The organism is Phytobacter sp., assembly GCF_059074235.1.
Map to the genome: position 1 here is coordinate 128,690 of NZ_JCACPZ010000004.1, position 18,724 is coordinate 147,413.

The window sequence follows — 18,724 nt, forward strand, 5'->3', positions numbered from 1 at the left end:
CGTATTTAAATGGTGTGCTTCGATGGCTCCACTCCCCATTTTGGAGCTCTGCATTTTTGTAATTACATACAGTTAATCTTTAAAAGGAACACATTAATGGTCAGATTCCGTAGTTATATCATCACACCAGAAGAAGAGATTGGTTCAGGTGGTTACGGAATAGTTGAACGCATTAACATTTCAAACACATCTGGATTCAATGCCGGCGCATATGCTCGAAAAAAGCTTATCCCTGACCCTTCAGATACCGACCTACATGAAAGATTCAAGCGTGAAGTATTCTGCCAAACTAAATGTATACATAATAATATTATACAAATTTTTATGTTTGATCTGCAAAGCGCAAATCCGTGGTTTGTAATGGAGTTAGCAGAGTGCAGCCTAGACACGGAAATATCAAAAAAATCATTAAATCAAGAAGATAAAGTAAAAATAATAAAGATGGTTCTCAATGGTCTTTCTTTTATACATAGCAAGGGTTATGTTCACCGTGACATAAAGCCAATGAACATCCTTAAATTTAAGACAGGTGTTTATAAACTTTCAGATTTTGGTTTAGCTAAAAGTATCAGCCCAACACAAACCCAATTTGCCACAAAGGTTGGTGTATTTTTAGGTACGCCAAAATATTTTGATTATGGGGTAATGCTACATGGTTATTCTTTCCAATCAGATATCTATTCAGTTGGCGTTCTGATGGAAGATTTGGATATTGATGGGTATGATGATATTATAAACAAGTGCAAGCACAGGCAACTACAAAAGCGTTTTCTCAACGTCGAGCAGGTATTACAAGCTATTTCTGAATTAGAGGCCAAGGGATAATGTCACTTATAACTTCTTCATCGGGATTCTCACTTTCGAAAAGTAGAGAAACAGAGAACCAGGATACTGTATTGTACCCTCGTGAAATTGATGGCGGCTATCTTTTCGCTGTTGCTGACGGTGTTGGTGGTTATAAGGGTGGAAAAGAAGCATCCTCTTCAGTTATTTCTTTTTTATCCAACTATGATTCGACTCCTAGAAACGTTGATTTACTTTTTGAGAAAATAAAAAGTAATCTAGAAAAAATAGCCTATTATAATACAGAACTGTCATCAGCATCGACTACCCTTACTTTTTGTCATGTATCTAAAGATGGCTTGGTCATTGGTCATGTTGGCGATTGTCGTTTGTATATCAAAAAAGAAAACAAATTAATCCAAATTACCAAAGATCATACTCAGCATCAAATGCTCTTAGATGAAGGCCATTTTACTGCAAGAGAACTCAAAAAAGCTCAAGGTAAGAACATCATTACTGCAGCAATATCTCCGTCACCACGAATACCATTTAAATATCAATCACTCTTTATCCCATTTAATAAATTACAATTGGAAGATGGATCCCTAAATATTTTTATAATGTCTGATGGGGCTCATAGCCATTGGGTCGCACGCCCAAGGTTTTCTTCGGCAACGCTTTCTTCTCCAGCTAAATTTGCTAGCAGCTTGCAAAGGCGCATTGAATTAAAGGGTATAGAAGATGATTACTCCTTGATGGCTGTTAAGCTTATGCTCTAAAAGGTATGGGTTATTATTATTTACCCGGCTGCCGCGCCGGGTTTTTTATACCCCTTTCCTGACCAGCTCCGCCGCATCCCTGTTCGCGCCCTTCCCAATCACGTTCCCTGTCTCACGCCGGTTGTGCTCCAGCTTATCAACCAGGTTGACTCTGATGATGGGCACCCTCTCGCCAATCATCTCAACAACCGCCAGGCCAATGGCGCTCAGAATCAACCCAGCTTTGTCTTCATTCATACCCATACGAACCTCCATTTCGATGTTTTTCTGAGCATGACACGCATTTTTTACAAAATTAAATTCATTTAGCTATCAAGAGTTTAATGCGAATTGCTATTACTTAATATCAATACGTATTGCTATCAATAATACTCATGGCTATTATAAATCCATCATAACGAAACAGCTAAGCGCACAGGTTTATTAACGTTCCGCGACCCGGCGATAAGGGAGGAGATTGATATGAAAGGCAACACAAAAAAGGTAGGCATGGTCGGCTTTGGTGTGTTCTGGTGGCGTCTCTTTGAAACTCGACAGAAGCCCTTGCAGCTTCAAAGCGCCCGGCAGGATGGCGGCACGGGAATGAATAGTCCGGAAGAAAAACACATGCGCCACCTTCGCCGGAAGATGAGCAGAACAGGCGGCGTACCTCGCGGCAAGATGAATAAAAAAATGTACCGCCTGGGTTGGAGAAGTGAGTGCCGTAAAGACCTTACCCGAGCGACTCAATAGATTTCAGAGCCAGAGGCTGATCTTGTTCAGGTACAAAGCGAACCTTAACCAACTCAGCAAGTCGGGATTTTACAGATGGATCAGTGCTGTTAGTGACGAGGTCATTGATTTGCTCAGAAAGCATGATCCAGCCGTGTTCATCGCAAACATAAACCACGGACGGAACGGCTCTGATAGTCGGCGGAGTCACTCGTATGTTAACGACCTGATTTACGTGATTAAACGATGTGGATGCTTCACCACAGATCGGGCACGGCTTAGTTACTGATTTCATAGTTCGTCCTTGCTGGTTGTGTAGGAACTCCAGCATACCACCGAGCCTGAAGTGGTGAAAAGACAGGCATAACAAGGGGATCGTAATGATTGATTTTGCACGTAAACCAGCGAGGCAGCAGGCAGTGAAACTGAATTACTTCGAGGCGCTGCTCCGCCGCCTTTGCTACATGCTGGCGCAGAAAGGGGACCCGGATGCATAACCAAAAGAAATGCGCTTACCACCTGTGTGGAAAGCCGATTGAGCAGGGAAAAGAAGTGAAGAACACTCTGACGCTAATTCACGGCGCGCAGCTGAAGCACGAAGAGCGCGACTACTGTTGTGTGCGTTGTGCTTCATACGACCAGATGGCCCACGAAGGCTAAACGTAAAAACCCGCCGAAGCGGGCCTGTACGTCCGGTGACACCGTCGAAAGCACACCGGAAATTACCAAAACCAATGAATACCCAATGGGCGCTATCAATGGCTCGGGGATCTTATCACCCAAAAATGAGGTTCTGTATGGATTTTTTCACCTTACTCAAAGCCAGTCAGAAATCAGGAAGGCCGAACGCGGTTTTCTGGTTCTCTGCTAAAACCGAATCCCGCGCAAAGCTGCAGGTGCAGGTTGTGCTGGAAGACAACGCCATTGAAGTCGGTCGCGGTCACGACTACCAGCTGCCGATTTTTACCAATTTCCCGGTCGTGAACGATCTGCCGAAAGAAGAGGCAATTGATTACACCTGGTGCGAGCGTTATGAGCTGGCTGACGATGGTCGCACATGGCAACTGAAAGTCGATAAGAGTCCCGTGGATGATTTTCACCCTTCTGCAGACGATACCGTTGTGCCGAAAAGTACTTCTGTTGTGCTGAAAGAAAATACCGAAATTAGCAGCGTGGCAGATGATGCTGAAGTACTGCTTGAGAACCGCTCTGATGCCGTTCGTCTGGCCGTGCACCTGCTTAATGACAAATATCTTACCCATATCAGCAAAGAGCAGCAGATGACTGCCAGCGAACTGTCTATGGATGAAGGTAACGCCTACATGCAGAACCTGCTGCAGGCCAAAGCAGAAGCCCCGGATTTTAAGGGATTGTCAGTACATGCTGAGTGGAAGCTGGTGCAGGCTGTAAAAGCTGTTTTCGCCCAGGATGCCGACCACGACCCGCTGCTTATTTGTGAATTTATGACGGACTGGATTCAGGCTGAGCCTAATGCTCGCAATCAGTTGGTAGAAAACTGGTTAAGTGAGAAGACTGAGGGCAGCGATTCGGAAGGTCTGAGCCGCGATGTTGACGAAGAAATGCAGTGGCCAGTAGCACAGTTGCAGTTCCGCAAACTATTGCTGTCTCAGTTCATATCTGAAGAGCTAACTCACCACGTGTCCGCCGAACAGCGTAATCAGATCTCCGCACTTGAGACTGGATATGGACAACAGCTACGTCCAGAACCTGCTGATGGCAGCCGAGAATGCCGAAGGCATGAAAAGTTTGTCCACCAATGACATCTGGAAATTCACCCAGGCGGTGAAAGCTGTCTTTGCTCAGGATAAACGTCAGGAACTGGGCGCAGTGGTCGCGTTCACCAAAGCCTGGCTGACAACTCACCATGTAGACCGCGGTCTGCTCGTTAAAGAATGGGCTGCTGGCAAACGCATTTCTGCGATTCAACGCACTGACGCTGGCACCACGGCTGGCGGTGGAATCCCGACTGATCGTAATTCCGATTACGTCCACACGTTGGACACGCTTGATATTGAAATCGCTGCTGCAACGCTGCCGATGGATTTCGACATCTACAACATCCCTGGCGGCTATCTATCGCCGGGCAAAAGAAATCGTCACCAACAAAGAAAGCCCGTTCAAAGAATGGTCTGCGTTTCTGCGTAAAACCCCGGGCATTCTCGATTATTCACGCGCTGCCATCTTTGCTGTCATCCGTACTGCATCTCTCGACATGCATAAATCTCAGGCCCAGCTGCAAGTTTGGGTGTGCGCAAGACCTCACGGAAACTGACCATGTTAACCCGACAGCACAAACATTGGGCGGAGCACGCCAGCTTGATAGTGCTGCTGTTGTTGCCGGAGTCATTCAGGGTACCGAACCGGTTGAGAGCCTCGATAAGCTGGACACCGGATTTTCTGTAGTGGGGAAACTGGCGGTAGAGGCAGCCAGTAAATCAGAGGCGACGACCACAACAAAATCTGATGTTGCCAACCTCGGCAACGGCATTTTTTCCATAGATGACCTGATGGGTCAGCAATCCACCACCAGCATCACTAAATCAGAAGAGGCTGCCGACGATGTGCAGATGGAAACGACTGTCACGGTCGAAAGCGAAGTTGATAGCGCGGTATCAGGAAGCCAGGGCGCTGATGAGTCTGGTGCGGAAACAGCTACCCTGACAGCTCAAGAAATTCTGGCCCCTGTCGGAGAAGTTCTCGCAACTGCGATGGCTAAGTTTGATGAGGCCGAAGAAGTTCAGGATGCGACTACCGAACCGGTCGAAGAATACCCGGCCTATTTCGAACCAGGCCGCTATGAAGGTCTGCCAAACAACGTCTACCACGGCGCTAACGGTATCAGCAGCACGCAGGTTAAAGACGCCCGTGTGAGCCTGATGTACTTCAACGCGCGTCATGTCGCGAAGACGATCGCTCGCGAACAGTCCAAAGTGCTCGATATGGGGAACCTGGTGCACGAACTGGCGCTGCAACCTGAAAACCTGGACGCTGAATTCAGCGTTGAGCCGGTTATTCCGGAAGGTGCATTCACCACCACGGCGACACTGCGCGAGTTCATTGATGCCCACAATACCACCCTGGCGCCGCAGTTAAACGGTGACGACATAAAAGCGCTGCTGGAAGAGCATAACGCCACCCTGCCCGCCCAGGTACCGCTCGGTGCATCCATCGAAGAGACCGGGCAGAGCTACATGTCCCTGCCAGCGGAGTTCCAGCGCATCGAGGCAGACCAGAAACAAACGGCCGCAGCCATGAAGGCCTGCATCAAAGAGTACAACGCCACCCTGCCCACTCCGGTGAAAACCAGCGGCAGCCGTGACGCCCTGCTCGAGCAGCTGGCGACCATCAACCCTGATCTGGTTGCCCAGGAAGCGCAGAAGCCCGCACCTTTGAAAGTGTCCGGTACCAAAGCAGATCTCATTCAGTCCATTAAATCGGTAAATCCGACAGCGGTATTCGCTGACGAACTGCTGGATGCCTGGCGCGCTAACCCGGATGACAAGATTCTGGTGACTCGCGCGCAGCTGGCAACGGCTCTGGCTATTCAGGATGCGCTGCTGGCACACCCAACTGCCGGTAAGTTCCTGACTCACCCAAGCCGCGCTGTTGAGGTGAGTTATTTCGGGTTCGACGATGAGACCGGGCTGGAAATTCGTGTTCGTCCGGATCTGGAAATCGACATGAACGGGGTCCGCATAGGCTTCGACCTGAAGACCATAAGCATGTGGAACGTCAAGCAGTCAGGCCTCCGGGCGAAGCTGCACCGCGAAATAATCGACCGCGATTATCACCTCAGCGCAGCCATGTATATGAATACCGCGGCACTGGATCAGTTCTTCTGGATTTTCGTCAACAAAGACGAAGGCTACCACTGGATCGCCATCGTCGAAGCCAGCCCGGAACTGATTGAGCTGGGTGCACTGGAGTACCAGACCACCATGCGCTCTATCGCGAACGCATTTGACACTGGCGAATGGCCAGCACCGATTGTCGACGATTACGCCGATGAACTGAATGACTTCGACCTGCGCCGCCTTGAAGCGCTGCGTGTGGCATAAGGGGAATAACGATGGAAAACACCAACATCATCACCACTGAGCAGCAGGCACCAAACACAATCTCTGCCAGCAATGCCATTTTCAACGTACAGGCGCTGGGTCAGTTAACAGCGTTCGCCAACCTGATGGCGGACTCGCAGGTCACTGTCCCGGCACACCTTGCCGGCAAGCCAGCTGATTGCATGGCTATCGTGATGCAGGCCATGCAGTGGGGCATGAATCCCTATGCTGTCGCGCAGAAAACCCACCTGGTAAACGGCGTGCTCGGCTATGAAGCCCAGCTGATAAACGCCGTAATTGCCAGCTCAAACGCCATCCGTGGACGTTTTCACTACCGCTACGGTGGTGAATGGGAGCGCTGCACACGAACCCGCGAAGTCACCAAAGAAAAAAATGGTAAGAACGGGAAATACCAGGTCACTGAGCGTGTCCGCGACTGGACTGATGAAGATGAAATCGGTCTGTACGTTGAGGTCGGGGCCATCCTGCGCGGTGAAAGTGAGATCACCTGGGGCGAACCCATTTACCTGTCAGGAGTGGTAACGCGTAACTCTCCACTTTGGGTCTCGAACCCGAAACAGCAGATTGCCTATCTCGGCGTTAAATACTGGGGCCGCCTCTATTGCCCGGAAGTCATCCTGGGTGTTTACAGCCCCGATGAGGTTGAGGCTCGCACTGAGCGTGAGGTTAACCCTGAGGTAACTCAGCGCATGTCGGTGCAGGAGATTACTGCTGAGGTACCCACAACCACCAGCGGGCAGGAATCCGCAACGAACATCGATGTGATGGCCGATGACTTCCGCGATCGTATTGATGCAGCTGAAGATGTAGACAACGCCAAAGCGGTGCGTGCTGATATCGAATCGAAAAAATCAGTACTTGGCACCGCGCTGTTTACCGAGCTGAAGAACAAAGCCGTTAAACGTTATTACCTGGTTGATGCTCGCAACAATGTTGAGGCGGCGATCAACTCCCTGCCGCAACCTGGCGAGATAGGGGCAGCAGAACGCTTTGCAGACGCCGAGAAGATTCTGGCATCAGCCAAACGTCATCTGGGCGATGAGCTGTACGAAAAATACAGCGTCAATCTCTTGGATATGAAACCGGAATACGTGGGCTAAGGGCGTCGGGAGGGGAAGCCCTCCCACTCGCAGGAGGATTTATGGACTGGAGTATTGAAGAACTGGTGATTCTCGCGAAGCACCACAACAACCAGGTGGTTGCTGAGCTAACCGGCCGCAGTGTGGATGAGGTTTCAGAACGCCGCCTACTAAGAAACATTGAAATTAACTGTTGGGATGAATACGACCCGGAGCGTGCAGCATGAGACCAGACACCATCGACGCGGCTAACGAGCTGGCGCAGCAACGCATTGATCAGGCCGTGGCCAACATGCGCATCGACCGCAATGCGGTATCCGCAACTCACTGCGAGGCATGCGGAGATCAGATCAAAGAGGCGCGCCGAGTCGCAGTTCCTGACTGCCAGATGTGTGCAGAGTGCCAGGACACCACCGAAAAGCGTAACAAACATCGTCGTTGAATTAATCGGCCCCGGCAGGGGCCAGGAGATCGGTATGCATAAAGTTTCATTTCAACCGGTTCTGGTTAACCGGGAAAACGTTCAGGCGATGTTGGGTGGGATTTCACGCACAACGTTCTGGAGGAAACGCCAGGCTTGGGAGAAAAGCGGTACGCCTTTCCCTGCACCAGCACCGGGTACGAACCCAGGGAAAGGCGGTGAACAGTACCGCTATTGTGACGTGATGCGTTTTTTTGCCGCTCAGGGATTGGTAGAGCCAACGCAGGAGTGAATATGAGCAGCCAGTATTTCAAGTGCCTCCTGCTGTTCTTTCAAGTAATCGTGCTGGTCATAGACGGCGAGGACGCCCGCAAGTTTGTGGCCCAGCACCTTTTCGGAAACATGGGGAAGGATCCTCAACTCACTCATTTTGGTTTTGGCAGTGCGGCGAAGGTCATGAATCGACCAGTGGGGAATGTCCAGATCATCGCGCAATTGTGCTGCCAGGTTTAGCAACACACCAGCAGCCATTGGCCGGTCCTCTTTCTTCGCTGCAGGCGGGAAGACCTGAAGAAAATCAGGATAAAGCGCAAATGCCTTCTTCAGTAACTCCACCGCTTCCTGAGACAGCCCTCTTACAAAGGGCTCACGCGTTTTTGAACTGGTTTCCGGTACATTCCAGACAGCAGCATCAAGATCGAATTCATCTTTTTTCGCCAGGCGCATCTCAACACCACGACACGCTGTAAGCAGAAGGAGCTTTAGCATCAGTTTGTTTTGCTCGGTGATAGTGGATGCCTCCACCGCTAACCAGAACGCCCCTATTTCCTTGTCGTTGAAAACTCTCTTCCCGGTCTTAACCGGTTTACCAACATCCATCACACGCAGATCAGCAACGGGGTTAGAACGAATTAGTCCGGCGCGGATGCAGTAAGAGAAAATGGTCTTCATCCGCGAAAGCACTTCACCAGCAAACGTCTCAGCACCATTTTGTCGCATTCTGGCGAATACCGGCTGCCAGTGGGAAACGACCATATCCTCAACGACCATTGAACCAACCTGGCTTACAACATGCCTTTCAAGAGCACGCTTCCAGTGATCGTGTTTGACGAGTCTTTTTGCGGGGGCACTATCAAGCCACGCATTAACGCAAGCTTCGACGGTTGGGGAAGTCCTTTGCTGGTCGAGGTGCATTTCACGGGAAGTGATGGGATCTTTCCCGGTACTGAGAACCTTCCTTGCTTCTGCTGATGCTTCCCTGGCCTCTTTCAATGACAGGTCATCATATTGACCCAGCGTCATGCGCCTGGGCTTGCCATTGAACTGATAGCGAAACTGAAAGACGATCATGCCTGCTGGTGTCACACGAACAGACAGGCCATTCGCGTCTGAAAGCTCATAACGCTTTTCGCACGGCTTCCCTTTAATCTTTCTCAGCTTCGCATCGGTAAGCATTTTCGTTCCTGAATGTGTACATCAGTATGTACAAGAAATGCGTGGCACAAAGACGCACGGACAGAAACGAAGTGAAACATCCAGGCGGTTAAAAGTCAAAGCTGATAAGGGGTTGGGGGGCGAAGGTGAAACGGGGTGAAATCAGAAGAAACATCGTATGTGTCTTACACGTAAGATCACATACGAAGTAAATATTTATATGTTTACAATCAATTACGCCGCCATCTAACCAACAATTGCTAAATTGGCGCGTAATGGTTTACGCAAATGTCTGCCCTCAGGGCGGTTTTTACATTTGGTCCGGGGATGGTAACACTATTAAAAGCGGGAATGCACCACTCAGTGAGATATTGGTTCAATTCAGATTTTTTCAAATGGACAGGAATCCATCATGCTTCATAGCCTAACGCTTTAATCACTTCAGCCATCGCCTGCTTAGTGAGTTCGGTACGCTGTAACTTCTGGTTAGCCAGCATCGTGCGTACCATTCCGGCAATCACAATGTGTTTCGGTTCCTGCCCCAGATCACGCATTTCGAGCACAATTTTGCCAACAACCCGGCACATTTCTTCGTATAACTCAGCGTCTTTGGCTTTACCCATCCATTCCCCCTGCAAGTGGATCGCTATTTTCAGTAGATTGCTGTCTCGCTGTACGTCTTTAATAATAACGGACTGGACGAAAGCGCCATTCACTATAAGGAAATCACTATGCCATTTACACCAAAAGAACGTGATGCGTTACTCGATTGCAAAGGCGTCGGCCCTAAAGTGGTTGAGCGACTGGAGCAGATGGGGTTTAGTTCACTGGAACAACTTCGACAGGCAAGCGTGGAAGATATTGTGGCTCAGGGGGCCGAACTGGTGGGGTCAACGTGCTGGAAAAACAGTCCGCAGGCAAAATCCGCTATACGCAATGTTATTGCCCTGGCACAAGCGCAACCGGAATAAATGAAGTATTAATGATTAAGGGCCGGAGAAGACCGGCCCATCGCATTTACATCTTGTAGCCAAGAGTAACGGTCGTCCGGCGATCGGTGTGATCGGGTGCCGTTGACGGTGGCTGGGAGTTCCAGGTCAGGTTATAGGCAACCTTCAGACCGAAGTGATCGTTGATGGCAACGTTCAGCGCTGTCTCTGAGTTTATGGTCGTGTCGTCTGAACCAAACACGGAAACACCCTGAGTGAATTTAGCGGTATCCGTCATCTGCCATGCATAGGTACCTGATGCATAACCCAGCCCCTGAGTTTTAGTATCGCCATTGGTGTACTCGTCATAACGCACACCAGGACCGAATTCAAAACGGAAGCTGTGCACCGGTCCATTGAGGAACTGACGACCATAACCCGCGGTAGCAACATCACGCTCATGGTAACCATTGTATCGGTCGGTCAACCAACTTGCCTGACCGAAAAGGTAGTCATAATCGGTTAAGTTGTAACGGCTACGTCCGCCCGCGGAGTATTTCTCAGAGGAACGCTCATCGTTAGCAGATGTATTACTGGCAGTACCCCACAGAGACCATGCAGTCGTTGAACCATACCAGGTCAGCGTAGTGTCAGCAGTTAATGAAGAACTTGTGGTATTTCCTGACTGGGCCAGATAGCCCCCGTTCAAATTACCTTCGAACGGTTTCTTAGCAGTTGATGGGTCATCCATGACAGTAAAAACGGTGTCATCTGCGGCAGCATTCATGGACGCAAGCACGCCTCCCGCAAGAAGAACCAGAGCGGGTACTGTCTGTAAAAGCTTCATTTGGTGTCTCTAAATACATTACAAGGTTAAGCGCTATTTTGCGCGGGCTAATGTTAATACTATCCGCAGATAAAAACGATGTAATTTCACCGTCTTTCCCCCTCTTTATTGCCTGCTTTCTATCTTTAGTCTGCCCTTAACTTACATGGCTCATAGAAAAATTTTTTATCACCACATACATCCCATTTTTACCGGTTAAATTAAGTCATAGAAAAGTCACGCCCGATAAAGACTGACTAAAAAATACAACCCAATGACTTTAATAAGGTTAATAAAAATACAAAACAAACACTTTTAATAGTCATTGAAGTCAAGATGGATTAGTCATACCATTCATCTCACTTAAATGATTTTCAGCACACCGATAGATTTGTACCCTTTTCACCAGAGGTTCTCCTGAATGTTTGTTCTCATAATTATCATGACATTAGTGCTGTTATTATTCTTTATTGGCACTCTGATGATGGTAAAAAGCCTGCGTACTCTAAAAAAACTCAACCACGAACTTCACGATCGTTACGCCCTCCTCTGGGCCGATTACACCCGCCGCGGCCAACGCATCATGCTGTATGAAGCGGGAATGACGAAAGCCAGTGTCGACGAACTCGACAGAAAAGTATTGGCTCGCATTGAAAAGTTTTCACAAAGTGAGTGAATAAGTGACAAGAAAGTCAATTAACCCACTTTAGGAAAAACCTCATTGGTCCTGAACTCATCAATTTAGAGGGTAAAGGGAGTAATCGACTCCTGAATCCTGCATTGACCTTTTCAGAATATATTGCCTTCTGAGCACCCAGTGCCAGGCTTACACAATCCACAATAAAAGGAGATTAGAATGGTTAATGTATATACTCTGACGCTCGCCCCTTCGCTTGACAGTGCAACACTGACACCACAAATCTACCCTGAGGGTAAGCTGCGCTGTACCTCGCCGGTATTTGAACCTGGTGGAGGCGGTATCAATGTTGCCCGCGCTATCTCACATCTCGGCGGCAAAGCCACAGCGATCTTCCCCGCAGGTGGTGCAACAGGTGAACACCTCATTGCATTACTGGCGGATGAACAAGTTCCTACGCAGAGCGTTACCACTCGCGACTGGACCCGACAAAACCTGCATGTTCATGTCGAGACCAGTGGGGAGCAGTATCGATTCGTGATGCCAGGAGCGGCACTCAGCGACAATGAATTTCGGCAACTGGAAGAACACGTGCTGGCTATCGACAGCGGCTCTCTGCTCGTTATTAGCGGCAGTTTGCCTCCGGGCGTTAACGTCAAAAAACTAACGCAGCTGATCGTCACTGCCCAGCAGAAAGGTATTCGTTGTATTGTTGACAGCTCCGGAGAGGCCCTGACGGCGGCACTGGACATTGGCAATATTGAACTGGTGAAACCTAATCTGAAAGAACTTAGCGCTTTGGTAGGACGAGAGTTAACGCAACCTGATGATGTGCGTAACGCTGCCCGGGAGATTGTCAACAAAGGCAAGGCACTGAGGGTTGTGGTATCACTGGGGCCACAAGGCGCACTCGCCGTCGATGCAGAACATTGTGTACAGATGGTACCTCCACCAATAAAAAGCCAAAGTACGGTTGGCGCAGGCGACAGTATGGTCGGTGCGATGACTTTAAAACTGGCTGAAGGTGCCACACTTGAAGATATGGTGCGCTATGGCGTTGCTGCCGGTAGTGCGGCAACCCTTAATCAGGGCACGCGTCTGTGCTCTCTTGCCGATACGCAAAAAATCTACGATTACCTGCGACAGATCTGAAACCCGCCCTTCATCTATGTGATGAAGGGCTACCCAGCCCACAACAGTCGACAAATCCGCCTCGCGGACTATGCTAAAAAAACTCGGGATAACAATGAGGTGAATTATGAGCAGCGGTGAGATTGCACGCTACGTCATCACAGTGTCTTTTCATGAACAAAGCCTGACGGAAATTAATGAGCTGAATAACCAATTTACGCGCGCGGGTTTTCTCCTGACATTAACCGATGATGAAGGCAAGGTGCACGATCTCGGAACGAATACTTTTGCTCTCATCAGCCCACTCAGCGAGCAAGAAGTACACGATCTGGCCAGCAGACTGGCAGAGGGTGCCATAAGCGAAACGCCAGATGTCCAGGTCACGAGTTGGGAAAACTGGCAAAAAGAGTTTCAATAAATGCCATCTTAGCGATTGTCGTGCGCAGGTGTGCGTTGGTTCGTATTTTTTCGTGGCTGTAGTGCGCTAACTTAATGATCTGGCTGATAACATGGGAGACATATCATGTGGCAAGCAATTAGTCGTCTGTTAAGCGAACAACTTGGCGAGGGTGATATCGAACAGCGTGACGAATTGCCGGGTGGAGAAATCCATGCTGCATGGCACTTACGTTACGGTGGTCGGGACTTATTCGTTAAATGTGATGAGCGCGAACTTCTCCCCATTTTCACGGCGGAAGCCGACCAACTGGAACTGCTTTCACGCAGCAATACTGTTCGCGTACCCAAGGTCTGGGCCGTTGGCAGCGACCGCGATTACTGCTTTCTGGTGATGGAGTATCTCCCTGCCCGCCCGCTCGATGCGCATAGCGCATTTCAACTCGGACAGCAGCTCGCCCGCCTGCATGAATGGAGCGACCAGCCGCAGTTCGGCCTCGATTTTGATAACGATCTCTCTACCACGCCGCAACCTAATGCCTGGCAGCGACGCTGGTCGACCTTCTTTGCGGAACAGCGTATCGGCTGGCAACTAGAGCTGGCAGCAGAAAAAGGGCTGGAGTTTGGTAACATTGACGCCATTGTTGAACATGTACAACAGCGTCTGTCCTCACATCAGCCCCAACCTTCACTACTGCATGGCGACCTATGGTCATCAAACTGCGCACTGGGTCCCGATGGTCCCTACATCTACGATCCGGCCTGCTATTGGGGTGACAGAGAGTGCGATCTGGCCATGTTACCACTGCATCCCGACCAGCCGCCGCAAATCTATGATGGCTATCAGTCGGTTTGCCCGCTGCCAACTGATTTTCTCGACAGGCAACCTTTGTATCAGCTGTACACGCTGTTCAATCGGGCAATTTTGTTTGGCGGGCCGCATCTGCTCGCGGCACAAAAAGCGCTGGAGCGGGTACTCGCAGCATGAGAACTGAGGCCACCTTATGGGTGGCCTTTTGATTTACAGGAAACCGAGGAGCGAGAAGAAGAAGTAGCCTGCAACAATAATGATAACGGGCAGGACATAGAGCGGAAAAATTTGCAGGAAAATAGTGTGATGAGGCACGACGATCCGCCCTTCAATCTGTTCACGGGTCAGCCCTTCGGCCCCCTTCGCTTTCTCCAGAATCATCTGGTCTTCGACCCCTTCACGCAGGAAACGCGTCTGGCGGCTCATGCGGGCGCCGGATGCCTGTAGCGCCAGCCCCACAAAAATCAGCACGAAGATAATCCAGAACACAATATTCAGTTGCTGATGAAAATCGGGGGTTGGGGAGTTGTACCAGAAGAGGTTAAGAAACGGCGTATTGAAGCGCATCATCTCAATAATCACATGGGCGAAATCCAGCATCACAGCATTAATACCCGCCTGCTTTTCGCTGTGGTCGTACATAAATTTCAGTACGGAAATAATTGTCGAAATCACGGACGGGATAAAAATAACCCACCCCAGAACGCGTTTAAGTACCGCAATGCGTCCAGCTTGTTGATACGTCATGGATTCCCCTTTTCAGACGTGCTGTTTTGCGCCTAAGTCTACCTGCTCAGATTCATTTTCGCCTGAACTTTAAAGACGGTATGATGGTAACTTGACCATAATGTGTGTTTTCTCTGCTCTACAATGCGACTTAGAGAGGTGTAAATGTCTGCCCCGCGCCAAATTCTTGCTGCTATTTTCGATATGGATGGATTGATTATGGACTCAGAGCCACTCTGGGATCGAGCTGAACTGGAAGTCATAGCAAGCCTGGATGTGGATATTTCCCGCCGCGATGAATTGCCAGATCTGCTGGGATTGCGCATTGATGTGGTGGTCGGCATGTGGTTTGACCAACAACCCTGGAAGGGACCGAGCCGCGAAGAAGTGACAGCCCGCATCATCAGCCGCGCCATAGCCCTCGTGGAAGAAGAGCGCCCGTTATTGCCTGGTGCTCGCGAAGCCATTGCTTTATGTAAAGCAAGCGGCCTGCGGGTTGGCCTGGCATCAGCGTCACCGCTGCACATGCTCGAAAAAGTACTGACCCTGTTTGATCTCCGTGGCAATTTTGATGCACTGGCTTCCGCAGAAAAACTTGCGTACAGCAAACCGCATCCACAGGTTTACCTGGATTGCGCCGCAAAACTGGGCGTAGACCCACTCTCATGCGTAGCACTGGAAGACTCCACTAACGGTATGATTGCCAGTAAAGCCGCCCGCATGCGTTCGATAGTGGTGCCCGCAGAGGAGAACTGTGATGATCCACGTTATGCCCTCGCCGATATCAAACTGACCAGCCTTGAAGAGCTGACCCTCACTCATCTGCGCGGTTAATACCCCATGCAAGAGGCGATTCATGCCTCTTGCGTTTTTTTTGAAACAACGTTTCATTTCATTTGTATTTCTGCCTTTCTCCCTCTACTCTCATCACAGGCTATGTGAGAAAAACGAAGACGAGGGAACCATGATTCTGGATGCATTTTCGCTGGTAAATAAGGTCGCCATTGTAACCGGCTGTGACACCGGTCTGGGTCAGGGTATGGCGCTGGGCCTGGCAGAGGCCGGGTGTGATATTGTCGGCGTTGGCCGCAAAATCCCGCATGATACCGCCGCGCAGGTCAGCGAACTGGGCCGCCGTTTTTTGGCCATTCAGGCGGACCTGAGTAAACAAGATACGATTAACAACATTGTCAGTCAGACCGTTGCGCAGATGGGGCGTATCGATATTTTGCTCAATAACGCGGGCACCATTCGTCGCTGCGATGCCATTGAATTCACCGAAAAAGACTGGGATGAGGTCATGGATCTCAACCTGAAAACCGTTTTTTTCCTCTCTCAGGCCGTAGCACGGCAATTTATCGCCCAGGGTCAGGGTGGCAAAATCATCAATATTGCCTCGATGCTCTCTTTCCAGGGCGGCATTCGCGTGCCTTCTTACACCGCGTCAAAAAGTGGGTTGATGGGGTTGACCCGCTCTATGGCTAACGAATGGGCCATACACAATATCAATGTCAATGCGATTGCGCCGGGATACATGGCGACCAACAATACGCAGGCACTGCGCGAAGATGAGGATCGCAATAAAGAAATTGTGGACAGGATCCCTGCCGGGCGTTGGGGAAAACCGGACGACCTTAAAGGTCCGGCGGTATTTCTTGCGTCTTCTGCTGCAGATTACATCAACGGATATACCGTGGCAGTCGACGGTGGCTGGTTGGCACGATAAATGTCAGCTTTGTGACAAAGAGTTACACCGTCACCTCTTCCGCCTACTGTATAAAAACCCTATACTGTATACATCGACAGTTAGGTGAGTTTTATCATGACGGCGGAAGGACACCTGCTTTTTTCTATTGCCTGCGCGGTGTTTGCCAAAAATGCCGAATTAACGCCCGTGCTGGCACAAGGTGACTGGTGGCATATTGTGCCGTCTGCCATTCTCACCTGCCTTCTGCCTGATATCGACCACCCAAAATCTTTCCTCGGGCAGCGATTGAAGTGGATCTCAAAACCGGTCGCCCGCATGTTCGGGCACCGGGGGTTCACGCATAGTCTGCTTGCTGTTTTTATTGCCCTGACGTTGTTCTATCTGAAAGTGCCTGAGAGCTGGATAATTCCCACCGATGCTCTACAAGGTATGGTGCTCGGATACCTGAGCCATATCCTCGCCGACATGATCACACCTGCCGGCGTTCCGCTGCTCTGGCCATGCCGTTGGCGTTTTCGCCTGCCACTGTTGTCGCCGAAAAAAGGAAACCAACTTGAGCGTGTGCTCTGTATGGCACTGTTCACCTGGGCGCTATGGATGCCGCAAACAATGCCCGATAACAGTGCAGTGCGTTGGTCGTCGCAGATGATCAATTTGCTGCAAAACCAGTTCAATCGCTTTATCCATCAGCAAATCGGTCATTAAAAAAACGAAAACGTCGATTACGTCATAAATCATTCCATTTGGATATAAGCCACACCCATCAGTTCTGCTAACCTTCCGCCACAGGTCGGTATTTGGATACCGATCACATTATTACATCAGGAGAACGGGAATGAATTTTCCTTTAATCGCGAACGTCGTGGTCTTCGTTGCACTGCTACTGCTTCTGGCGCAAACCCGCCACAAACAGTGGAGCCTGGCGAAAAAGGTGCTGGCTGGTCTGGGACTGGGCGTGGTTTTTGGCCTTGCGCTACAGGCTATCTATGGCTCAGATAACCCGGTACTGAAGAGCTCCATTCAGTGGTTCAACGTGGTCGGTAATGGCTATGTGCAACTGCTGCAAATGATTGTTATGCCGCTGGTCTTCGCCTCCATTTTGAGCGCTGTTGCCCGTCTGCATAACGCCTCTCAACTGGGCAAAATCAGTTTCCTGACCATTGGTACGCTGCTGTTTACCACACTGATTTCTGCGCTGGTCGGTGTACTGGTTACAAATCTGTTCGGCTTAACGGCAGAAGGCCTGGTACAAGGCACCGCGGAAACCGCGCGCCTGACCGCTATTCAGACCAACTATGTCGGCAAAGTGGCAGACCTGAGCGTTCCTCAGTTACTGCTCTCCTTCGTGCCGAAAAACCCGTTTGCCGATCTGACCGGGGCGAATCCCACCTCCATCATCAGCGTGGTGATTTTCGCGGCTTTCCTGGGTGTGGCTGCGCTGAAGCTGCTGAAAGACGATGCACCGAAAGGTCAGCGTGTTCTTACCGCTATCGATACCCTGCAAAGCTGGGTGATGAAACTGGTACGCCTGGTGATGCAACTGACCCCGTACGGTGTGCTGGCGCTGATGACCAAAGTGGTCGCAGGCTCCAACATTCAGGACATCATCAAGCTGGGCAGCTTTGTTATCGCCTCTTATTTGGGCCTGGGCATCATGTTCGTGGTGCACGGTATTTTGTTGGGTGTGAATGGCGTCAGCCCGCTGAAGTTCTTCCGTAAAGTCTGGCCAGTACTGACCTTTGCCTTTACCAGCCGATCCAGCGCTGCTTCTATTCCACTGAATGTGGAAGCACAGACCCGCCGTCTGGGTGTTCCTGAATCCATCGCCAGCTTCTCTGCTTCCTTTGGTGCAACCATCGGTCAGAACGGTTGTGCGGGACTGTATCCGGCAATGCTGGCAGTTATGGTTGCGCCAACCGTGGGGATTAACCCGCTGGACCCGGTGTGGATCGCCACACTGGTCGGTATTGTCACCGTGAGTTCTGCGGGTGTAGCGGGTGTGGGCGGCGGTGCGACCTTCGCTGCACTGATCGTACTGCCTGCGATGGGCCTGCCGGTCACGCTGGTCGCCCTGCTGATCTCTGTCGAACCGCTGATTGATATGGGTCGTACAGCCCTGAACGTGAATGGTTCAATGACTGCCGGTACGCTCGCAAGCCAGTGGCTGAAGCAGACCGATAAAACCATTATGGAGAGTGAAGACGACGCCGAGCTGGCGCATCGTTAAGCTGAACTACATAAAACCGCCTGTCA

24 protein-coding genes and 2 pseudogenes are annotated in these 18,724 nt (G+C 50.2%); 21 read left to right on the top strand and 5 right to left on the bottom strand.

What is annotated here, in order from left to right; translation table 11 throughout:
* Nucleotides 1-96 precede the first annotated feature (96 nt).
* Together AC5JPW_RS04505 and AC5JPW_RS04510 are read left to right on the top strand one after the other, a co-directional pair.
* Nucleotides 97-825, top strand: a complete 729-nt coding sequence (locus tag AC5JPW_RS04505) for a protein kinase domain-containing protein (protein WP_494238462.1) — start codon at nt 97-99, stop codon at nt 823-825.
* Nucleotides 825-1,562 carry a PP2C family protein-serine/threonine phosphatase gene (locus AC5JPW_RS04510; protein ID WP_494238463.1) on the top strand — a complete coding sequence of 246 codons (738 nt, stop codon included), beginning with the start codon at nt 825-827 and terminating at the stop codon, nt 1,560-1,562. The genes AC5JPW_RS04505 and AC5JPW_RS04510 overlap by 1 nt, the downstream gene beginning before the upstream one ends.
* A gap of 45 nt (nt 1,563-1,607) precedes the next feature.
* Here AC5JPW_RS04510 and AC5JPW_RS04515 read toward each other — a convergent pair whose 3' ends face one another.
* On the bottom strand, nt 1,608-1,805 hold the full coding sequence (locus AC5JPW_RS04515) for a hypothetical protein (protein WP_494238464.1): 198 nt from the start codon (nt 1,803-1,805) through the stop codon (nt 1,608-1,610).
* A gap of 219 nt (nt 1,806-2,024) precedes the next feature.
* On the opposite strand from AC5JPW_RS04515, the gene AC5JPW_RS04520 reads away from it, so the two are divergent.
* The 10 genes and pseudogenes from AC5JPW_RS04520 to AC5JPW_RS04565 all read left to right on the top strand — a co-directional run bounded on the left by AC5JPW_RS04520 (nt 2,025) and on the right by AC5JPW_RS04565 (nt 8,165).
* Nucleotides 2,025-2,294: a hypothetical protein gene (locus AC5JPW_RS04520; protein ID WP_494238465.1), complete on the top strand. Its 270-nt coding sequence runs from the start codon at nt 2,025-2,027 to the stop codon at nt 2,292-2,294.
* A 359-nt stretch (nt 2,295-2,653) separates the two neighbouring features.
* Nucleotides 2,654-2,770 (top strand): annotated as a pseudogene (locus AC5JPW_RS04525) (hypothetical protein); the annotation flags it as partial.
* On the top strand, nt 2,763-2,933 hold the full coding sequence (locus AC5JPW_RS04530; RefSeq protein ID WP_494238466.1) for a YdaE family protein: 171 nt from the start codon (nt 2,763-2,765) through the stop codon (nt 2,931-2,933). The pseudogene AC5JPW_RS04525 and the gene AC5JPW_RS04530, both read left to right, overlap by 8 nt.
* Nucleotides 2,934-3,070: 137 nt before the next feature.
* Nucleotides 3,071-4,054 (top strand): RecE family exodeoxyribonuclease, encoded by a 984-nt coding sequence (locus tag AC5JPW_RS04535; protein WP_494238467.1) that lies wholly within the window; start codon nt 3,071-3,073, stop codon nt 4,052-4,054.
* Nucleotides 3,978-4,439, top strand: coding sequence for a RecE-related exodeoxyribonuclease (locus AC5JPW_RS04540; protein ID WP_494238468.1), 462 nt, complete (start codon nt 3,978-3,980; stop codon nt 4,437-4,439). The genes AC5JPW_RS04535 and AC5JPW_RS04540 overlap by 77 nt, the downstream gene beginning before the upstream one ends.
* On the top strand, nt 4,370-6,352 hold the full coding sequence (locus AC5JPW_RS04545) for a PD-(D/E)XK nuclease-like domain-containing protein (RefSeq protein ID WP_494241128.1): 1,983 nt from the start codon (nt 4,370-4,372) through the stop codon (nt 6,350-6,352). Before AC5JPW_RS04540 ends, AC5JPW_RS04545 begins: the two co-directional genes overlap by 70 nt.
* A pseudogene (locus AC5JPW_RS04550) lies at nt 6,309-7,473 on the top strand (RecT family recombinase). The gene AC5JPW_RS04545 and the pseudogene AC5JPW_RS04550 overlap by 44 nt, the downstream one beginning before the upstream one ends.
* 41 nt (nt 7,474-7,514) lie before the next feature.
* Nucleotides 7,515-7,679 carry a hypothetical protein gene (locus AC5JPW_RS04555; protein WP_494238469.1) on the top strand — a complete coding sequence of 55 codons (165 nt, stop codon included), beginning with the start codon at nt 7,515-7,517 and terminating at the stop codon, nt 7,677-7,679.
* Entirely contained in the window at nt 7,676-7,894 is a 219-nt protein-coding gene (locus AC5JPW_RS04560; RefSeq protein WP_494238470.1) for a TraR/DksA C4-type zinc finger protein, read from the top strand. The genes AC5JPW_RS04555 and AC5JPW_RS04560 overlap by 4 nt, the downstream gene beginning before the upstream one ends.
* Nucleotides 7,895-7,928: 34 nt before the next feature.
* The gene (locus AC5JPW_RS04565) at nt 7,929-8,165 is read left to right on the top strand and encodes a hypothetical protein (protein WP_494238471.1); all 237 of its coding nucleotides are present in this window, start codon (nt 7,929-7,931) and stop codon (nt 8,163-8,165) included.
* Here the strand turns inward: AC5JPW_RS04565 and AC5JPW_RS04570 are convergent.
* The gene (locus AC5JPW_RS04570) at nt 8,135-9,328 is read right to left on the bottom strand and encodes a tyrosine-type recombinase/integrase (protein ID WP_494238473.1); all 1,194 of its coding nucleotides are present in this window, start codon (nt 9,326-9,328) and stop codon (nt 8,135-8,137) included. The genes AC5JPW_RS04565 and AC5JPW_RS04570 overlap by 31 nt on opposite strands.
* A 389-nt stretch (nt 9,329-9,717) precedes the next feature.
* Nucleotides 9,718-9,930: a fumarate hydratase FumD gene (fumD, locus tag AC5JPW_RS04575; RefSeq protein ID WP_494238475.1), complete on the bottom strand. Its 213-nt coding sequence runs from the start codon at nt 9,928-9,930 to the stop codon at nt 9,718-9,720.
* A gap of 108 nt (nt 9,931-10,038) precedes the next feature.
* Between fumD and AC5JPW_RS04580 the strand changes: the two genes are divergently transcribed.
* Nucleotides 10,039-10,278 (top strand): helix-hairpin-helix domain-containing protein, encoded by a 240-nt coding sequence (locus AC5JPW_RS04580; protein ID WP_494238477.1) that lies wholly within the window; start codon nt 10,039-10,041, stop codon nt 10,276-10,278.
* Between the two features lie 46 nt (nt 10,279-10,324).
* On the opposite strand, the gene AC5JPW_RS04585 is transcribed toward AC5JPW_RS04580, so the two are convergent.
* On the bottom strand, nt 10,325-11,083 hold the full coding sequence (locus AC5JPW_RS04585; protein WP_494238479.1) for a DUF481 domain-containing protein: 759 nt from the start codon (nt 11,081-11,083) through the stop codon (nt 10,325-10,327).
* A gap of 400 nt (nt 11,084-11,483) precedes the next feature.
* Here AC5JPW_RS04585 and AC5JPW_RS04590 point away from each other — a divergent pair, with 400 nt between their 5' ends.
* From AC5JPW_RS04590 to AC5JPW_RS04605, 4 genes are all read left to right on the top strand, one after another.
* A complete protein-coding gene (locus AC5JPW_RS04590; RefSeq protein WP_494238481.1) occupies nt 11,484-11,738 on the top strand; it encodes a hypothetical protein in 255 nt (84 codons plus the stop codon).
* 180 nt (nt 11,739-11,918) lie between these two features.
* Nucleotides 11,919-12,851 carry a 6-phosphofructokinase II gene (gene pfkB / locus AC5JPW_RS04595; protein ID WP_494238483.1) on the top strand — a complete coding sequence of 311 codons (933 nt, stop codon included), beginning with the start codon at nt 11,919-11,921 and terminating at the stop codon, nt 12,849-12,851.
* Nucleotides 12,852-12,957: 106 nt separating this feature from the next.
* On the top strand, nt 12,958-13,248 hold the full coding sequence (gene ghoS, locus AC5JPW_RS04600) for a type V toxin-antitoxin system endoribonuclease antitoxin GhoS (protein WP_494238485.1): 291 nt from the start codon (nt 12,958-12,960) through the stop codon (nt 13,246-13,248).
* Between the two features lie 105 nt (nt 13,249-13,353).
* Complete coding sequence (locus tag AC5JPW_RS04605; RefSeq protein WP_494238487.1) at nt 13,354-14,214, top strand: fructosamine kinase family protein; 861 nt, start codon at nt 13,354-13,356, stop codon at nt 14,212-14,214.
* 33 nt (nt 14,215-14,247) lie between these two features.
* Here AC5JPW_RS04605 and AC5JPW_RS04610 read toward each other — a convergent pair whose 3' ends face one another.
* Nucleotides 14,248-14,784 (bottom strand): YniB family protein, encoded by a 537-nt coding sequence (locus tag AC5JPW_RS04610; protein WP_494238488.1) that lies wholly within the window; start codon nt 14,782-14,784, stop codon nt 14,248-14,250.
* Nucleotides 14,785-14,928: 144 nt separating this feature from the next.
* On the opposite strand from AC5JPW_RS04610, the gene hxpB reads away from it, so the two are divergent.
* The 4 genes from hxpB to AC5JPW_RS04630 all read left to right on the top strand — a co-directional run bounded on the left by hxpB (nt 14,929) and on the right by AC5JPW_RS04630 (nt 18,698).
* Nucleotides 14,929-15,597 (top strand): hexitol phosphatase HxpB, encoded by a 669-nt coding sequence (gene hxpB / locus AC5JPW_RS04615; RefSeq protein WP_494238489.1) that lies wholly within the window; start codon nt 14,929-14,931, stop codon nt 15,595-15,597.
* Nucleotides 15,598-15,727: 130 nt separating this feature from the next.
* Nucleotides 15,728-16,489, top strand: a complete 762-nt coding sequence (gene kduD / locus AC5JPW_RS04620; RefSeq protein ID WP_494238491.1) for a 2-dehydro-3-deoxy-D-gluconate 5-dehydrogenase KduD — start codon at nt 15,728-15,730, stop codon at nt 16,487-16,489.
* A 96-nt stretch (nt 16,490-16,585) separates the two neighbouring features.
* Nucleotides 16,586-17,176 (top strand): metal-dependent hydrolase, encoded by a 591-nt coding sequence (locus tag AC5JPW_RS04625; RefSeq protein WP_494238492.1) that lies wholly within the window; start codon nt 16,586-16,588, stop codon nt 17,174-17,176.
* Nucleotides 17,177-17,306: 130 nt separating this feature from the next.
* Complete coding sequence (locus AC5JPW_RS04630) at nt 17,307-18,698, top strand: L-cystine transporter (RefSeq protein ID WP_494238494.1); 1,392 nt, start codon at nt 17,307-17,309, stop codon at nt 18,696-18,698.
* Nucleotides 18,699-18,724 lie beyond the last annotated feature (26 nt).

Bases quoted from the DNA above. Each gene is read 5' to 3' on its own strand.
- AC5JPW_RS04505 (WP_494238462.1), top strand. From the start codon at position 97: ATGGTCAGATTCCGTAGTTATATCATCACACCAGAAGAAGAGATTGGT.
- AC5JPW_RS04510 (WP_494238463.1), top strand. From the start codon at position 825: ATGTCACTTATAACTTCTTCATCGGGATTCTCACTTTCGAAAAGTAGA.
- AC5JPW_RS04515 (WP_494238464.1), bottom strand. From the start codon at position 1,805: ATGGGTATGAATGAAGACAAAGCTGGGTTGATTCTGAGCGCCATTGGC.
- AC5JPW_RS04520 (WP_494238465.1), top strand. From the start codon at position 2,025: ATGAAAGGCAACACAAAAAAGGTAGGCATGGTCGGCTTTGGTGTGTTC.
- AC5JPW_RS04530 (WP_494238466.1), top strand. From the start codon at position 2,763: ATGCATAACCAAAAGAAATGCGCTTACCACCTGTGTGGAAAGCCGATT.
- AC5JPW_RS04535 (WP_494238467.1), top strand. From the start codon at position 3,071: ATGGATTTTTTCACCTTACTCAAAGCCAGTCAGAAATCAGGAAGGCCG.
- AC5JPW_RS04540 (WP_494238468.1), top strand. From the start codon at position 3,978: ATGGACAACAGCTACGTCCAGAACCTGCTGATGGCAGCCGAGAATGCC.
- AC5JPW_RS04555 (WP_494238469.1), top strand. From the start codon at position 7,515: ATGGACTGGAGTATTGAAGAACTGGTGATTCTCGCGAAGCACCACAAC.
- AC5JPW_RS04560 (WP_494238470.1), top strand. From the start codon at position 7,676: ATGAGACCAGACACCATCGACGCGGCTAACGAGCTGGCGCAGCAACGC.
- AC5JPW_RS04565 (WP_494238471.1), top strand. From the start codon at position 7,929: ATGCATAAAGTTTCATTTCAACCGGTTCTGGTTAACCGGGAAAACGTT.
- AC5JPW_RS04570 (WP_494238473.1), bottom strand. From the start codon at position 9,328: ATGCTTACCGATGCGAAGCTGAGAAAGATTAAAGGGAAGCCGTGCGAA.
- fumD (WP_494238475.1), bottom strand. From the start codon at position 9,930: ATGGGTAAAGCCAAAGACGCTGAGTTATACGAAGAAATGTGCCGGGTT.
- AC5JPW_RS04580 (WP_494238477.1), top strand. From the start codon at position 10,039: ATGCCATTTACACCAAAAGAACGTGATGCGTTACTCGATTGCAAAGGC.
- AC5JPW_RS04585 (WP_494238479.1), bottom strand. From the start codon at position 11,083: ATGAAGCTTTTACAGACAGTACCCGCTCTGGTTCTTCTTGCGGGAGGC.
- AC5JPW_RS04590 (WP_494238481.1), top strand. From the start codon at position 11,484: ATGTTTGTTCTCATAATTATCATGACATTAGTGCTGTTATTATTCTTT.
- pfkB (WP_494238483.1), top strand. From the start codon at position 11,919: ATGGTTAATGTATATACTCTGACGCTCGCCCCTTCGCTTGACAGTGCA.
- ghoS (WP_494238485.1), top strand. From the start codon at position 12,958: ATGAGCAGCGGTGAGATTGCACGCTACGTCATCACAGTGTCTTTTCAT.
- AC5JPW_RS04605 (WP_494238487.1), top strand. From the start codon at position 13,354: ATGTGGCAAGCAATTAGTCGTCTGTTAAGCGAACAACTTGGCGAGGGT.
- AC5JPW_RS04610 (WP_494238488.1), bottom strand. From the start codon at position 14,784: ATGACGTATCAACAAGCTGGACGCATTGCGGTACTTAAACGCGTTCTG.
- hxpB (WP_494238489.1), top strand. From the start codon at position 14,929: ATGTCTGCCCCGCGCCAAATTCTTGCTGCTATTTTCGATATGGATGGA.
- kduD (WP_494238491.1), top strand. From the start codon at position 15,728: ATGATTCTGGATGCATTTTCGCTGGTAAATAAGGTCGCCATTGTAACC.
- AC5JPW_RS04625 (WP_494238492.1), top strand. From the start codon at position 16,586: ATGACGGCGGAAGGACACCTGCTTTTTTCTATTGCCTGCGCGGTGTTT.
- AC5JPW_RS04630 (WP_494238494.1), top strand. From the start codon at position 17,307: ATGAATTTTCCTTTAATCGCGAACGTCGTGGTCTTCGTTGCACTGCTA.